This is a genomic window from Paenibacillus sp. V4I7 (assembly GCF_030817275.1).
In the GTDB taxonomy this organism is placed as follows: Bacteria; Bacillota; Bacilli; order Paenibacillales; family NBRC-103111; genus Paenibacillus_E.
Genome location: NZ_JAUSZD010000002.1, coordinates 1,739,075 through 1,755,502 on the forward strand (window position 1 = coordinate 1,739,075; position 16,428 = coordinate 1,755,502).

At 44.7% G+C, this 16,428-nt stretch carries 14 protein-coding genes and 1 pseudogene; all 15 read left to right on the forward strand.

The genetic code is table 11. The features are described from left to right. Positions 1–16: 16 nt before the first annotated feature. The 15 genes and pseudogenes from QFZ80_RS08990 (at position 17) to QFZ80_RS09060 (ending at position 16,421) form a co-directional block, all read left to right on the forward strand. Positions 17–886, forward strand: coding sequence for a sugar phosphate isomerase/epimerase family protein (locus QFZ80_RS08990; RefSeq protein ID WP_307558508.1), 870 nt, complete (start codon positions 17–19; stop codon positions 884–886). Between the two features lie 643 nt (positions 887–1,529). Further along, on the forward strand, positions 1,530–3,197 hold the full coding sequence (locus tag QFZ80_RS08995) for a sensor histidine kinase (RefSeq protein WP_307558511.1): 1,668 nt from the start codon (positions 1,530–1,532) through the stop codon (positions 3,195–3,197). Positions 3,198–3,205: 8 nt separating this feature from the next. Beyond that, positions 3,206–3,865 carry a response regulator gene (locus QFZ80_RS09000; protein ID WP_307558513.1) on the forward strand — a complete coding sequence of 220 codons (660 nt, stop codon included), beginning with the start codon at positions 3,206–3,208 and terminating at the stop codon, positions 3,863–3,865. Between the two features lie 386 nt (positions 3,866–4,251). Beyond that, positions 4,252–4,995 (forward strand): YveK family protein, encoded by a 744-nt coding sequence (locus tag QFZ80_RS09005; protein WP_307558515.1) that lies wholly within the window; start codon positions 4,252–4,254, stop codon positions 4,993–4,995. After that, positions 4,979–5,614 (forward strand): CpsD/CapB family tyrosine-protein kinase, encoded by a 636-nt coding sequence (locus QFZ80_RS09010; RefSeq protein WP_307558517.1) that lies wholly within the window; start codon positions 4,979–4,981, stop codon positions 5,612–5,614. The genes QFZ80_RS09005 and QFZ80_RS09010 overlap by 17 nt, the downstream gene beginning before the upstream one ends. 51 nt (positions 5,615–5,665) lie before the next feature. Next, positions 5,666–6,604 carry a UTP--glucose-1-phosphate uridylyltransferase GalU gene (gene galU / locus QFZ80_RS09015; protein ID WP_307558519.1) on the forward strand — a complete coding sequence of 313 codons (939 nt, stop codon included), beginning with the start codon at positions 5,666–5,668 and terminating at the stop codon, positions 6,602–6,604. Further along, positions 6,573–7,289, forward strand: coding sequence for a sugar transferase (locus tag QFZ80_RS09020; protein ID WP_307547281.1), 717 nt, complete (start codon positions 6,573–6,575; stop codon positions 7,287–7,289). The genes galU and QFZ80_RS09020 overlap by 32 nt, the downstream gene beginning before the upstream one ends. A 29-nt stretch (positions 7,290–7,318) precedes the next feature. Next, positions 7,319–8,251, forward strand: a complete 933-nt coding sequence (locus QFZ80_RS09025) for a glycosyltransferase (protein ID WP_307547280.1) — start codon at positions 7,319–7,321, stop codon at positions 8,249–8,251. 8 nt (positions 8,252–8,259) lie between these two features. After that, positions 8,260–9,597 (forward strand): O-antigen ligase family protein, encoded by a 1,338-nt coding sequence (locus QFZ80_RS09030; protein WP_307547279.1) that lies wholly within the window; start codon positions 8,260–8,262, stop codon positions 9,595–9,597. Further along, positions 9,597–10,382 carry a WecB/TagA/CpsF family glycosyltransferase gene (locus tag QFZ80_RS09035; RefSeq protein ID WP_307547277.1) on the forward strand — a complete coding sequence of 262 codons (786 nt, stop codon included), beginning with the start codon at positions 9,597–9,599 and terminating at the stop codon, positions 10,380–10,382. The genes QFZ80_RS09030 and QFZ80_RS09035 overlap by 1 nt, the downstream gene beginning before the upstream one ends. 49 nt (positions 10,383–10,431) lie before the next feature. Continuing rightward, complete coding sequence (locus QFZ80_RS09040) at positions 10,432–11,886, forward strand: O-antigen ligase family protein (protein ID WP_307558521.1); 1,455 nt, start codon at positions 10,432–10,434, stop codon at positions 11,884–11,886. Next, positions 11,828–13,195 (forward strand): lipopolysaccharide biosynthesis protein, encoded by a 1,368-nt coding sequence (locus tag QFZ80_RS09045; protein ID WP_307547272.1) that lies wholly within the window; start codon positions 11,828–11,830, stop codon positions 13,193–13,195. Before QFZ80_RS09040 ends, QFZ80_RS09045 begins: the two co-directional genes overlap by 59 nt. A 31-nt stretch (positions 13,196–13,226) precedes the next feature. Then, positions 13,227–14,063, forward strand: a complete 837-nt coding sequence (locus tag QFZ80_RS09050) for a glycosyltransferase family 2 protein (RefSeq protein WP_307547270.1) — start codon at positions 13,227–13,229, stop codon at positions 14,061–14,063. Next, entirely contained in the window at positions 14,047–15,309 is a 1,263-nt protein-coding gene (locus tag QFZ80_RS09055; RefSeq protein ID WP_307558523.1) for a glycosyltransferase family 4 protein, read from the forward strand. The genes QFZ80_RS09050 and QFZ80_RS09055 overlap by 17 nt, the downstream gene beginning before the upstream one ends. Further along, positions 15,278–16,421: pseudogene (locus tag QFZ80_RS09060) on the forward strand (glycosyltransferase family 4 protein). The gene QFZ80_RS09055 and the pseudogene QFZ80_RS09060 overlap by 32 nt, the downstream one beginning before the upstream one ends. The last annotated feature ends 7 nt before the right edge of the window (positions 16,422–16,428 follow it).

The following is a 16,428-nucleotide window of genomic DNA, read 5'->3' on the forward strand; positions in this document are numbered from 1 at the left end:
GGTGTGTTGATGAAATATGGGAAATCCGATTGGCATTATGGTTGACAGTCTGCGTCTAGGTTTGCGCGATGGTTTGAAGAAAGCCAAAGAGCTCGGTGCAGACGGTGTGCAAATATATGCAGTTTCAGGTGAGATGGACCCAGCGAACTTATCACCTCTAGCGCGTAAGGAATTGAAAGCTTACATCGAGTCACTGGGACTTAGCATCTCTGCTTTGTGTGGGGATTTGGGTGGTCATGGCTTCCAAGATCAGTCCGTGAATGCAGACAAAGTTGAAAAATCAAAGCGTATTTTAGACCTTGCGGTTGAGCTGGGTACCAAGGTCGTAACCACTCACATCGGTGTCGTGCCCGAGCAGGCCAATGGCCCTATCTATGAAACGATGCAGCATGCATGTGAGGAATTAGGCGTGTATGCAAGCAGCTTAGGCGCTTACTTTGCTGTGGAAACCGGTCCAGAAACGGCTGTTCACTTGAAAAGCTTTCTAGATACGTTGTCCACCAAAGGTGTTTCCGTTAACTTTGATCCAGCGAATATGGTGATGGTGACTGGTGATGATCCTGTTCAAGGGGTTATCACGCTGAAAGATTATATTGTCCACACGCATGTGAAGGACGGTATCCGTCTGCGTCAGGCAGACCCACGTGAAGTCTACGGTTCACTGGGTTATCAACCGATGAGTCACGAGCAAATCGCAGAGGCGGCGACATCAGGACCTTACTATCGAGAGCTTGCTCTAGGTGAAGGTCATGTCGATTTCGGTCGCTACTTTCAAGCGCTTCGTGACATTGGATACACGGGCTATTTGACCATTGAGCGTGAAGTCGGGGAAAAGCCTGAGGTAGACATCGTGAACGCGATTGCGTTTATTAAGAAATATCAGTAGATTATTGGATATCATCTGAAAATTATCGGAAAACCATCAGAAATGACAAGAACTTCGCAATTTTTGCGGGTTCTTTTTTTATTTGATGGAAAGGCGGTCGGAGAAGTGCCGCTTGGGCTTGAAGCAGAGAGAGAGCGATGAGTAGTGATGAATAGGCTTGAAAATCGACCTTACGGCAGTAGTGAGCGATGAGTAGTGGTGTTTAAGCTCAGAAACCGAGCTAATGTCTGCGCTTACTGAGTTAGCTTTGGAAACCGATCCAACGAAAACCGTACTAAAGCAGGAATTATGTCAATCTCTGTTTCAAAGCTTCCCAAAGTGAGCTCAAACGAGTTTATGTGCACTAAAGTAGAAATTTTCGCAGGAAATTTATGGTACAAAAGGATGATTTTTTTTATAGCATTGAAATCCCTTTCAGTTTTTTATTCGCCAAAAGGTTAGGTCTATGTGATCAAACCGTCTAGACCTTTACTCCTGAAATTTGCTATTTTCCATTTAATGAGACACAAAACTACAAATAATACGAAGTATATAGTCATATAAAGCCCTTTTGACTGTAAAAATTTAACTGTTATGATAATGGTAAACTTGGGTATTGTTTAAGGAACCAAATACAAATATCGGTTAAAGGATGATTACACAGATGAGGAAGATGTTCTCTGGTGAAAGTAAAGTCTTTTACTTGTACCGGTATATTTCGCTTGCAGGAACTTCGTTAGTGTATGCCATTGAGGATCGTGGGCCCCCTTTAAGTTTAAAAATTGGCATCATCTTGGTGCTATTCATCTTTGCCAAGTGGATTACGGACATGTATACCCAAAGTGGCCAAGCCTCTCGCACAATTAAAATTACCGTAGGCTTGGAAATGACCGGGATGATGATCCTGCATCTTCTAAGCGGCGGTATGGACAGTCCATTCCTTTGGTGCGTATTCAATCCCGCATGGATGGCTGCCAGCTACCTCTCCTCGGTTTACTGCTGGTTTATGATGCTGAGTTACTTCTTATTCGTCACCGCATTTTCCTACTTTTTTGCCAATGACCAGACGCAATCGCTAGCCACTATGTTACTAAATGAAAACCGCTTTTACCTGATGCTATTATTCATGACCCTCTCGATTCAACTATTAGCCGGCGTCAAAAGTAGGCTTGAGATTGCGAACGCTCGAACCACGGAGACGATGGAGCATATGAAGTCGCTGTATCAAATCGTGGAAGCAGCTACGCATAGCGAATCGGAGAATTTGAAAATCATTTTTGCGGAATTTGCTCTAAAGCTGACCAAGCTAAAGATGTCCTTCTTCTGGGATGTCAATGGGAGTGGGAATGGGGGGCACGATCATCTTATTACCCAGGGTATCACGCCCGTTGGCGTAGAAGCTTCCCTGTCTACAGCTATTGAAATTCATGCAGCCGAACTAAGACAGTTAGACAGCTGTATGGTGATGAGTCTTCCTGAGCATGGTGATTTTCTTGTGATTCCCATCAAGTCGTCGACCCGATTCTGGGGAGTGATGGGAGTTAAGGTTGAGCGCTCCAGCTATGAGGAAGGCAGACATTGGTTCGTAAAGCAGCTGTACTTTCTTTCTGAGCTTTGTGCCGTCATTTTGGAGAGGCACCAGCTCGAGCGTATTGAGAACCAGCTAATGATTATCGAGGAGCAGAATCGGATTGCCGATGAGATGCACGACAGCGTCTCTCAGTACATTTTCGGAATTGTGTATGCTGTACATTCGCTAAGTCGTAAATGGAAAGACATTTCAACCGATCAGATTAAGGAGCAGTTGCAAATTATCCAAGAGTCATCTGTAGCAGCATCTCAAGAGTTACGTTCAACCATATATAGTCTTAGCTCTCGCAAAAATGGCGGTGCTTTTTGGATCACTACCGTCAAATCTCATCTGGATAGCTTATCCAAGCTGCACGCTGTGAAGGTAACCTTAAACGTTACAGGAGATGATCATGGTCTACAGGTCAATTATCAAAAGGCTTTGTTCAGAATCATATCGGAAGCAACGGGAAACGCCATTCGTCATGGACGAAGCAGTCACATTAAAGTAGACCTCAGTATGAAGTCAGATGAGGTGAAGCTCTCGGTCTTGGATAATGGAAGTGGATTTAGTGTAACAGAACGTCTGTCTGATCCTAAGGTATCCGGGCTTGGCGTGAACAACATGGAGCTGCTTGTTCAGTCTTTTGGCGGAACGATTAACATTCAGAGCACGAAAGGTAAAGGCACACATATTCAAGTGACCCTCCCATCCGGGCATCAGGATAAAAAGGAGCTAAATGAAATTCAGATGATGGGCTAAACAAGGTCATGAAAGCTATTCCCATTCTAACGAAAGCAGGTGGTACTTTGAAAGTTGTTATCGTAGATGATCATCCGTTGGTGCGAAAAGGATTGTCAGCTGTGCTAAAGCTTGAAGCTAACATCGAAATTTCTGGTGAATCGGAAACGGTGGAGCACGCGTTGGAGTTAATCAAGGAAACGAAACCGGATCTGGCTATCGTGGATCTAAAGCTGGGGAATCGTTCTGGACTCGAAGTGGTTGAGATGATTAAAGATTCGCCATGCCGAAGTATCATTCTGACTTCATCGACCATGGAGCAGGATGTAAGAAGGGCAGAGGCTGTGGGTGCGGATGGTTATGTACTCAAAGAAGCGCTGCCAGAAGAATTGCTGCTTGCCATTAAATTGATTTTCAAAGGGAAAAAGTATTACGATCCAGGTTTAATGGAAATGTTGTTCAAGAAAGAGGAAGAAGACAGCTTCAGTAAGCTTACGCCGAAGGAGCGGGAAGTGTTAATTGGTCTTGGAGAGGGTTTGTCCAATCAAGGAATGGCCAAGAAACTGATGGTAACCGAGTTCACAGTCAAGAAGCATGTTAGCCAAATTCTAAACAAACTATGCGTCAACGATCGTACGCAAGCGGCTTTGTTAGCGCAATCCAAAGGACTAGTCAGCAATTTTCAGTAAGCCATTTAAGCATTCATGGTCCGAAAGTATACCATCGCTTTATTACATATAACCATTGGTTGATACACAAAATAGACCCTAAAAATTATAATATCGAGTAATATCATAATTCTGGGAATTCATATAGTATTTGTGTATAACCAACTAACTGACAAAAAGCGGCATTCTTCATTCCTTTTCGTAGAGTGCTTCACCTAGACTACTGACTAGCTAACTCTGTTGAAAAGAGATTGTTGAATGCTCTGGCTAAAGGAGTGATTGAATGTCGGTTTGATAGTGGGGATACAGACAAATAAAACGCTTTCATTGCAAATATCATAGCTCAATTTTTGGGGAAAAGCAAGACTGTTTTCATCGATTTTAAATATTTTTTTTGGGAGGGTACCATGGAGAAATCGATCTTAGATTACTTTGTACTCATTCGCAAAAAGCTGTGGATGATTGCACTGTTCGTTCTTCTCTCGTGTCTGACAACGTTCTATGTCAGCAAGACATTCGTCGAGCCTGTTTACAAGGCGAACACACAAGTGCTGGTTAGCAGCACGTTCAAGAGTGAAGAGGCGATAGATCTTAACGATGTGTCAATGAACTTGAATTTAATTGAGAGTTACAAGGAAATCATCAAGTCGGATCATATCATTCAAATGATGCTGCAGAGTCACCCCGAATTCGGTATGACGCAGAAGCAACTGCTGAAGAATCTGAAAGTGAGCTCCACGGATAAAACACAAATTATCAAAATTGAGCTTGAGGATCATAGCTATGAAAAAGCAGTTGTGATTACCAAGACCCTTGCAGATACGTTCATTAGTGAAGTACCAGGCTTGATGAATATGAATAATGTCAAGATTCTTTCTAGTTCTGATGCTGCTGTGAAGCCGTTGCCTGTGAACTCCAGTGTCGTAATCAATCTAGCTTTGAGCTTCATTTTATCGGCAATGGCAGCTATTGGTGTATTCTTCTTTTTTGAAAATATCAATGACACCATTCGTTCTGAAAAAGAAGCCGAGCATATCGTTGGGCTGCCAGTACTCTCTTCCATTGGAACGATTAAAAAGGGTAAAGCAGCTAAACCTTCGCGTGCACGAAGCAGAGAGGTAGGGGAAAAGGCATATGTCACAGCTAAGTAATGTTCTTGTGGCTGAATTGGATCCGATTTCGTCGGTCTCCGAAGCTTATCGTTCCTTGCGTACAGCGGTACGTTATAAAAAGGTTGTACCAGCAGGTCAAGGAATGGTGCTTATGGTTGCATCTCCTAAAGCGCAAGAAGGCAAGACGACAACCCTTGCTAATCTGGCTATTACCTATGCTCAGGAAGGCAAGTCTGTTGTTGTTGTAGATTGTAATTTGCGGCAACCTGGCCTGCATGAGATGTTTGGTGTTAAGAATACGAAAGGCCTGATCCACTTTTTAAATAAGGGGCTAACCGGTGAAGACGTCATTACACCGACAGGGATCATTGGGCTTGATATGATTGCTAGTGGTGGTCAACCACTCAACCCATCCGAGCTGCTAGGCTCCGCCCAAATGGATGCCTTGATGAAAGGGCTCAGACAGCGATATGAAGTCATTCTCATCGATTCGCCATCAACGCTTGATTATACAGATGCTTGTTTACTTGCTGAGTATAGTGACGGCGTGATGTTAGTTGCCAAAAATGGTAAGACGAAGCGAGAATGGGCGAAGCAAGCGAGAGCACAATTAGAGCAGTCTGGAGCCAGAATGCTTGGCATTGTTTTCAACCAATAATTGGAACCATTAGCGGCTAGACTTTCCATAATCGATAGGAGGATGAGAGAGATGAAAAAGGTGAAAAAAGCAATTATTCCGGCGGCAGGATTAGGAACGAGGTTCCTGCCTGCTACGAAAGCGATGCCCAAAGAGATGCTCCCGATCATCAACAAGCCGACTATTCAATACATCGTGGAAGAAGCCATCGAATCCGGAATCGAAGATATTATTATTGTTACCGGTAAAGGGAAGAGGGCAATCGAAGATCACTTCGATAATGCTTTCGAGTTAGAAAACAAACTGCTGGAAACAGGGAAGCTGGAGCTTCTCAAGGAAGTACAACGTTCATCCAAGGTAGAAATTCATTACATTCGTCAAAAAGAACCCAAAGGTCTTGGACACGCGGTCTGGTGTGCAAGAAGGTTCATCGGGAATGAACCATTCGCAGTGCTGCTAGGCGATGATATTGTCACAGGGAAGGTACCCTGCCTAAAACAGCTCATTCAGCAATATGAATTATCAGAAAATTCAGTCATCGGCGTACAAACTGTACCTCCGGAGCTTACCAATCGTTACGGTATCATTGATCCGGGTGAGCAAAATAACCGCCTGTATCAAGTGAAAGACTTGGTTGAAAAACCAAAATTAGGCACAGCCCCTTCCGATCTTGCCATTATGGGTAGATATGTGTTTTCCCCTAAAATCTTTGAATTTTTGGAGCTTCAGGAGAAAGGCGCTGGCGGAGAAATTCAGCTGACAGACGCGATTCAGAAGCTTAATCAAATAGAACGAGTACTAGCGTATCATTTTGACGGTATCCGTTATGATGTGGGTGAACGTCTCGGTTACATTCTCACGACAATGGCGTTCGCCTTGGAGAGTAAAGATCTTCGACTTGATGTGCTTGAAGCGATGGCTGCTATCCTTATCAAGGAGCAATATGCACCAATTTTAGAGCATCTGGGAGGTGGAGACCATGAGCTTGCGCGAACTGCAGGAGGATTATGAGTACTTGGGACCTCAGAAAGTTCCCCAGAAGAGCTACTACACGGCTACTACCCCTAGACCGCAAGAAGGGAAAAGCAATGCTTCCTATTTATTTGTAAAGCGGATGCTCGATATTATGCTATCCCTCATGGGACTTCTCTTCCTGACACCGTTATTTATCATCATAGCTATCTGGATTAAGGTGGAAGATCCGAAAGGTTCCGTTTTCTTCAAACAAAATCGAGTAGGTAAAGACGAAATCCTTTTTCCGATGTATAAGTTTCGCTCGATGGTTTCCAATGCGGAAGAGCTGAAGCAGCAGTTGATGAGTCAGAATGAAGTTGAAGGCGCGATGTTTAAAATGAAAAACGATCCTCGCGTTACACGCGTCGGACGATTACTGCGCAAAACAAGTATAGATGAGTTACCACAATTGTGGAACGTACTCATCGGTGAAATGAGCTTGGTCGGTCCAAGACCAGCTTTGCCGAGTGAAGTTAGTGAGTATACACCGTACGAGAAGAAGCGTTTGGCCGTTACGCCTGGCTGTACGGGCTTATGGCAAGTAAGCGGACGAAGCAATTTAAGCTTCGGGCAAATGGTAGAACTCGATTTGACTTACATCAGAGAACGAAGCGTTTTTTATGATTTGAAAATCATCTTAAAGACGGTTTCGGTCCTTCTTGGCTCCAAAGATGCCTTTTAGAGAACAGAAGGGAAAGGAGTAACACCATCGTGCTAATTCAGCCAAAACCAAGGGTATCCATTGTCATCTGTACCTATAATCGTGCGGATTTGCTTCAAATTACCTTGAACTCGTTACCTGCTTTAAAGGCTATAGACAAAGCTGAGATTCTCATTGTGGATAACAATTCCACAGATCATACGCGTGAGATCTCACAATCGTTTATCCAGCATCAAGCAGGAGGCACGGACGTTCATTATCTATTTGAACAAACCCAAGGGCTTTCGGCTGCGCGAAATAGAGGTATTCAAGAAGCTAAGGGTGATATTGTCGCCTTTCTCGATGATGATGCAGTTCCTTGCATGGAATGGATTCGCACCATCATAGACACCTTGGATTCTCGGCAGGATGTCTATGCGATGGGAGGTGTGATTCGACCTCGTTTCGAAAGTGAACGGCCGAAATGGTTGATCGAAGCGCTGGAACTGCCCTATACGATTGTTGATATGGGAGCAACTGTGCATGAATATCCGATGAACAGACATCCATTTGGTGCGAATATGGCGATTCGCAAATCCTTTCATGACAAATATTTGTTCCCAACCGACCTAGGGAGGAAGGGGACGCTGCTGTTGTCTGGGGAGGAATCTTGGATATTTGAGCAGATGAAGAAAGAAGGGAAGGCTATTCTTTATCAGCCTTCCATGGTGGTTGATCACTTCATCCCGGATAGCCGCTTGACGAAGGATTGGATCAAGCAGCGCTATTATTATCAAGGTGTTACGAATGGCTCTATGCATAAGAGTCAGCTCAGCAAGCTTGTTCTTCTCGGTAAGGTTGCCAGCAAGGTGCTCTACATTGCCGTAGATGCCTTGTTCGCGCGTACCGAAGGAAGGAAATTGCTGATTGCATGCCGATTGCAAAGTATACGGGGCACGCTAGACACGCTCAGTAGACGTGGGAAAATGCGCTTAACAGGGTGAGGATACTGATGACGCCGAATCTTCCAATGCTCAAAAAACCAATATATTATGGTGCGGTCTATGTACTTCTTGCGGTAATAGTGGGCGTAGCGGCTGCTTATCAGCCTATGTTCAGTATCTTGGGGCTGGGCGTGCTTTTCTCATTCGTGTATGCCATCTACCAGCCCGAGAAAATGAGTTATCTAGTCCTTTTATCGACCGCCATTTCGATTAACTACATCGTCGAAGCGAATGTACCTGGATTAGAGATTATTGCTCTTTATAAACTTGGGATTTTAATTCTGTTAGTTCCCTGTATGCTGCAAAATGGACTTCGATTGAAGTTCATCTATCCCATAGCAGCTATCGCCAGCATGTTATTCCTTACCATCTTCTTCTCAGATTGGCATCCAAGGCTGACATTATCACTCACCTTGAAATCATTTATCGGACTAACGCTTCCCTTCTTTTTTCTCATGATTAAATGGAAAAAAGGGACAGCGCAAAGGCATATCCGGATTATTTGTCTATTGCCATTGGTAAGTGTTGGAACTGGGGCGCTGCTTCAATTGGCTCATCTGTATTCGTTTCTCAATGTGGAGTTCACAGGAGCGATTCGGGTACAAGGGGCGAATATCGCACCCCATTTGGCGATGCTAGCTTTTCTAGGCATTACGGTTGCCTTAATAGAGACCAAACGCAATCCACTGCAAGCCAGGTTTTATTATTGTACTTTGGCTGCTAACTTTGCGATTCTGATCGCTACGGGAACTAGAGGACCTATCCTCGCCATGCTGGCCATGGCTGCTTACTATTTCTACGATATGGTTAAGCAGTATATCAAAGGGAAGCTGATCTTACTTATCCCGCTGCTTTGTTCCTTGGCCTTGATCGGTGGAGCCGTCTATGTGCAGTGGGATAATATGACAAAGCGTTCGTTCGAACGCCAGACAGGTACAGGTATTGACTTGTCAGGAAGAACCGAAGCATGGAGCTACTTCTTGAAAGGGGTGAAAGAGTCCCCCCTGACAGGAAGAGGGCTAGGTGCGGTTACCGTTGCGAATGATGGAAGTTTATACGAAGGTTTTGTGGTTCCCCATAACGAGTACATCCGCTTTTATTACGATGCTGGTTATATTGGATGCATCCTGCTGTTTCTATCTTTACTAGTCTTATTTGGAATGATCTATCGGGTAATCCCGCAGAGAATTAAGATTTACTACGTGGCGTTCATCCTGGCGTTCTTTCTGTACTCCTTGTCGGATAACACCTTATCGACTGTTCAATTCATCATTCCTTTCTGCTGGTATTTGAATAGCTTGTATATTCTGTCAACGACAAATTCGAAAAAAGAAGAAGTGATCTGATGAGTAGAGTGACTATGTTCGATGTTAATTTTGATAATTATGATTTTCTGGACTTGCTTGCCTATATGGATGAGGTCATACGTCAGAAAAGTCATTCTTACATCTTGACCTGTAATGTCGATCATTTAATCAAGCTCAGAAAGGATGCTGAGTTTCAGAAGGTGTATTCAGGTGCAGGTGCCATCGTTGCGGATGGTATGCCGATCATATGGGCATCGAAGATGCTCCGTAAACCGCTTAAACAGAAAGTATCCGGATCCGACTTGTTCACAAAGTTAGGTGAAGCTTTCGCAAGCAGACAATACAAGCTTTTTTTCTTAGGATCAGCAGTCGGTATTCCGGAGCAAGCGGTAAAGAATCTGAAGCTCGTATTTCCAAATCTGAATATTGTGGGCTGTTATTCACCCTCCTATGGTTTCGAGAACAAAAAAGAGGAGAATGAGCAAATTATTCAGATGCTGATTGATACGCAGCCTGACATTGTGTTTGTTGGCGTTGGCGCTCCGAAGCAGGAGAAGTGGATTTACCAGAACTATCTTCAATATAAAGTGCCAATCTCGATTGGCGTTGGCGCAACGTTCGATTTCATTTCGGGCACAGTGAAGAGAGCTCCGAGCATTATGCAGAAAACAGGATTCGAATGGTTCTGGCGTCTTGCTCAAGAACCGCGAAGATTGTGGAAGCGTTACTTGGTTCACGATGCTATGTTTGCGGTCCTGCTATGGCGGGAAGTTGTTAAGCAATTCAAGATGAAACGGGAGGGGACGGGAATCAACAGTGGATGAAATAAGCAAAATGATTAAGCCCCCTTTTATCATGATGCAGGCTAGTCGGATGACAATTCTATTGGTTGGTATGGCGTTGGCCGTCTCCTTGCTCATTGGTTACTCAAGTGCAACTCTGAGTCCTGATCTTAGTATGCAAATCGCATTCTTATCGATTCTGCTTTTCCCTGCTTTTGTGATGGCCTTATTGGACTCGCGTCGATTGATTCCTTATATCCTGCTGGTTTGGGTCATTTGTCCAGAGATCCGAAGAATTCAGGATTGGATGGAAGGGACGTATCATTCCGTCTCCTTGTTGAGTATTGCGCCACTGCTAACGAGTGCGGTGGTGATTATCCCAATCCTCTCTAAGTTACATCAAATGGATTCTCGAATTAATAAATTGCTGCTTTATATGGCCATTGTATTGTTATATGGAAGTTTGATTGGTTTAACGAAAAATGGCAGCGGAGCGTTATACGATTTAGCTAATTATTTTATTCCACTACTATTAATCCCGTATGCAGCCTTGTCTAAATTTGATAGTAAAGCGCTAGATCGTTTGCTTATAGCATTTTCTAATACGGCAATCTTGATTGCTGTTTATGGCATTATCCAGTATGTGTTGGTTCCGCCATGGGATGCTTTCTGGATGAATCATGTGGAGATGACTTCGATAGGAAAACCGCTTCCCTTGGAGATCAGAGTATTCTCTACGCTGAATTCCCCGGGACCGGCAGGTACGTATTTGGCATCAGCACTTGCCCCGATGATTTTGGATAAAAGATGGCGGGGGCCGCTGGGCTGGATCGGTGTTATTCTCGTAACGGTGGGATTGCTTATCACATTAGTGCGCTCTGCCTGGGTTATGCTGTTCATTGATATTGTGATTTACACAGCCGTATCGGCAGGTAGACAAAAGTGGAAATTAATTGCTCAATTAACAGCTGTAATTGGAGCCATGTATGTCATTATTCCTAAGCTTCCCGGTGCACAAGGGCTAGTGGAGCGATTGAACACAATGACAGCTATACAGGACGATCATTCGTATAATGAAAGACTTGATTTTTTTCATACGGTTTTTCCCATATTGTTTGCTAAACCGCAAGGGTTGGGACTGGGCAGTATTGGTGTCGGTACCAAACTGAGTAACGGGGGAGCTCTTGGCGAATATGGCATCTTCGATAATGGATTTGTTGCTATGTTTCTAACCTTTGGTATCCTTGGCGGCTTGCTGTTCTTCTGGGTGCTATGGCTGGTCACTCGTTTTCTCTTATCTCAAAAGAAACATACGGGCGGTTTAAACCTTTACAGTAAAATTGCGCTCTCCGCTTTGCTAGGAAGTATCATTTGTCTAGTGTTCGAAAATGGGTATACAGGTTTGAAAGGCTTTCTACTATGGATGGTCGTAGGAGTTGGCATTATGGCGCATCACACGATCGTTCAAGAGAGGAGGCAAATTCCGGATGCAGCAACCAGTCAACTTGAAAATAGTCCGCATAAAGCCTCTATTCGGCTTCATTAAAGCATTCTTTTCAAGCAAAAGTCATATCTCGGCTTCCATCAGAACGATGTTTTTCAGTGTACTAATCTTAGTGATTAATATGCTTACAGGTATTTTGACAGCACGTTATTTAGGACCATCCGGCCGAGGAGAGCAAGCGGCTATGGTCTTATGGTCACAATTCCTAGCCTTTAGTTTCACTTTCGGTCTGCCTTCCGCCATTATTTACAACGTGAAAAAGAACATGAAGGATTCCGCCAAGCTTTATTCGACCGCTGTTCTCATGGGTTTGACAGCAGGCATGCTTGCGATGTGCTTGGGGATACTGGTTTTACCCTATTGGCTTCGTACGTATTCAGACAACGTGGTCCTGTTCTCCCAATGGTCCATGGTGCTCATACCTCTCATCGTATTTTCTCAGATTAATAATGCGATGATGCAGGTGAGAGGCGAATATAAGCTGTTCAACCGTCTGCGCTTTCTTGTTCCGCTTTGTACGCTCATCGGCTTAGGGCTGCTAATCCTAACAAGAACAATGAATCCATACACGTCAGCCGTGGCTTATCTCGCTCCGGCGGTTCCCTTTTACATATGGACGACAGTACGCTTACTAAAGCAGTACAAATTCGTGATAAAGGATGCTTTTCAATCCTTCAAGACATTAATCCGGTACGGCATTGGATCTTACGGTAACGATTTAATGGGGAATGTCTCCTATTATATCGATCAAATTGTTATTATCGGCCTCCTTAATCCAGCGGAGCTTGGACTATATGCGGTGGCGGTAAGCCTTTCCCGTGTAGTCAATATTTTCTCTACATCCATCATCGTGGTGTTGTTCCCGAAAGCATCGGGTTTACCTAAGGATAAAGTCGTTGAAATGACATTCCGTGTATACAGGATCAGCACATGTGTCGCTTTACTTTGCTCATTGATGATCATGCTGGTAGCTCCTTTCATAATGCCTCTACTGTATGGTCCTGATTTTAAGGAAGCGATCAGTGTTTTTCGGATGCTGCTCCTCGAAGTTTCCATATCTGGTGGAACCATGGTTTTGGCTCAAGCGTTCATGGCTTTAGGCAAGCCCAAGATTGTTACGATTCTGCAAGGGATAGGGCTGCTAATCGTCATCCCGTTACTAACGGTACTGATTCCGAAGTTCGGATTGCTCGGTGCGGGAATGGCCATATTATCATCGGGTTTACTTCGATTCGTCTTTATCCTACTCAATGTCAAATTCACCTTGAAGACGAAACTACCTAAATTATTGATTAATAAAGATGATGTGCGTTGGTTACTTTCAGCAATATCAGCATATAAAGCTAAATAATTGGTTTGAAACTGGGGGAGGGGCGAACGAAATGAGTCACTATAGTGACGCTATGGGAGAGAATCGGATTTCTGTTGTCATCATTGCACAAGACGATGAAACGAGAATAGCCAATGCGATTGCCTCCTGCAAGCCTTTTGCAGACGAAATTGTAGTCATTGACGGCGGGAGCAAGGACGGAACAGTCCGTGTATCTGAGCAATTGGGCTGCAAGGTATATGAGAACGCATGGCCTGGTTATGCAAAGCAGCGTATTTATGGAAGTGATCAAGCTACCTATGATTGGATATTCGTTATTGATACCGATGAGGTTGTTAGTGAACCTCTAGCAGCTTCGATTCAGAAGTTGAAAAATGGTTTGTCTGATCCGAGCAAAGCCTATGCTGTCTTGCGTATTGGTGACTTTCTAGGACGCTGGATGGGCAAGGGCGAGAAGCTTGTGCGTCTGTATAACCGTACCGAAATTCAGTACCGGGAAAGTCTTGTACATGAAACACCGGATGTCTCAAGTGAGAATATCGTGTTCGTGCCAGGTGTTCTGTGGCATTATGGTTTCCGCAGCATTCATGATCACATGGAGCGGTTTAATAAGTATACCGATCTGGAAGCGGAAGGCGCTGTTGCTGCGGGGAAACGATTTAGCCTGCTGCGAATGATCGTTCGTCCTCCCTTACGATTTGTGCAGAAATATATCGTTCATGGCTTGTATAAAAAAGGGATTCCTGGACTTGCGGTATCCCTCTTCTGGGGAGTATATGAATTCCTAGTATGTATGAAACAGTATGAACTTGGGCTTGCTCGGAAAAGAGTGAAACAGTCCCAAGAAGAGCCAATTAAGGAGGGGAAAGCTTATGCTACACTGCAATAGTTTGCGGATCCTGTGTACCGGAATGGGTTGGCCATCTGCACAGCCTGGAGGACTAAACACTTATTTCAAACATATTTGCGTAAGCTTAGCTAACCGTCATGAGCTGGAGGCGCTGGTATGCAGTGCGAATAAGCCGGTCGTTCAAGATGACCTTCGCGTCACGAACGTAGCCGTCACCGATTTGAAGTTAAGTAAAAGACGAAATGCCTTTCGGAAGCATGCGGCTGATCTGATGAATCAGCAGGACGTTGATATCGTTTATTCCCACTTTGCTCCCTATAGTATAGGAGTTGCTATGGAGGCCAAAGCGCGAAATATTCCGGTGGTGATGACGTTTCATGGTCCTTGGAGTGAGGAAATCAGGCTCGAAGGCAAGGGATTGAAGCATCGAATCAAAACAATGATCGCGAAGAGCTGGGAGATGAAGGCTTATCGGCTGGCGGATGCATTCATTGTGCTAAGTGAAACCTTCCGCGATATTCTTCATCACCAGTACGGTGTCCCGCTTTCAAAGATTCACATCATTCCAGGTGGGGCCGATGTTGCCCGGTTCAAGCCGGCTGCGGATCGCACGGCGATAAGAAGGAAACTGCAGCTGGAGGAAGGGACGACAGCAGTGTTGACCTTAAGAAGATTAGTCAACCGAATGGGTCTTCTTCAATTACTGGAATCTTGGAAAGAGGTTGCGAGAACGGTTCCGGATACCGTGCTGTTCATCGGTGGCAAAGGGCCTCTGCAAGGAGAGCTGGAAAGTAAAATTGCTGAATATGGTCTCCAGTCTCGCGTCCGAATGCTGGGCTACATCCCTGATAATGAGCTTGCTGATTATTATCAAGCCGCTGATCTGTTCGTTGTACCTTCCCAAGCGTTGGAAGGTTTCGGATTAATTACCGTAGAAGCAATGGCCGCCGGGGTTCCAGTTATGGCAACACCGATTGGAGGCAACCGTGAAATTCTTCAGAAATATCGGCCAGACATGCTGTTTGCCGGTAAAAGCAGCAAAGATATGGCTTCTGGGTTAATTCGCTTATTGCGGCACCGTGAAATGTGGCCGACCGCAGAGCAATGCAGAAGCCATGTGTTGGAGAATTACACCTGGGATCGTGTATCCAAACAGGTAGATGGCGTATTTAATCACGTAATCGATCAACATATGATTGCTTACGGCGGCAATCGTCAGGTAACTGCTGGGAAGAAAGGAGGGCGTGAACAGGATGAGGGTAGCTTATTTGGATCATACCGCTAGATGGAGCGGGGGAGAAGTCGCACTTTATAACATTATTACCCATCTCGGAAACGAAGTAGACCCACTAGTCATTGTGGCCGAGGAGGGTGTGCTCGTAGAGCGGTTAAGAGACAAAGGTATCGATGTTCGCGTCTTGCCTTTAAGTGATAAGGTACGCAATCGAAATCGTAATGCGGTAAATTTGCAAGCTGTATCCGCCGCTTTTGAGCTTCTCACCTATGGGAAGAGGCTCTCTAAATTATTGAAAGCAGAAAAAGTCGTCTGTGTACATACCAATTCGTTGAAATCTGCTTTTTATGGAGCTGTAGCTGCTAAATTGGCAGGTATTCCTCTCATCTGGCATATTCGGGACCATATCGGAGTTCCGTACTTGAAACCGATCGTCGCTCAAGCGATACGATGGATGTCCCGCTTGCTGCCAAACGGCGTCATAGCGAATTCTAATTCAACCTTGAATGCTCTACATTTGCCGAAATCGAAAAAAACGTTAGTTGTCTACTCGGCTTTCGCAAAAACGAAGAATTCAGGCATTGCTGTAGAGAAAAAATGGATGAAGCCCTACGTTGTTTTGCTAGTTGGCAGGCTAGCGGAGTGGAAGGGCCAACATATTTTACTCGAAGCGGCCAAGTCGTTCCTCCCCGATCAGCAGGTTCAGTTCTGGTTAGCCGGGGATGCCTTGTTCGGGGAAGACGCGTATAAGCAGCAGCTGCTTCAGCAAATGGCAGATGACAAGCTGTACAATGTCACCTTACTGGGACATGTGGATGACATTCAAACACTAATGCAGCAAGCGGACCTACTGGTACATACTTCCATAACTCCTGAGCCATTTGGTCAGGTCATTGTAGAAGGAATGGCGGCAGGATTACCCGTTATTGCTTCTAATGAAGGTGGTCCGACAGAAACGGTTGTGAATGGCGAAACGGGACTTCTCATTACGCCCGGTGACCCCGCTTTGCTTGCCGATTCCATACGCTACCTGCTGGAGCATCCAGAGGAGCGGCGCAGAATGAGTGAGAATGGCATAAAACGCGTGGAACAACACTTTGTCATCGAACGAACTGTTTACCCAAATCACTCATTACTATGCAGGTTTAATTGCTAACTCGTAATTATCCG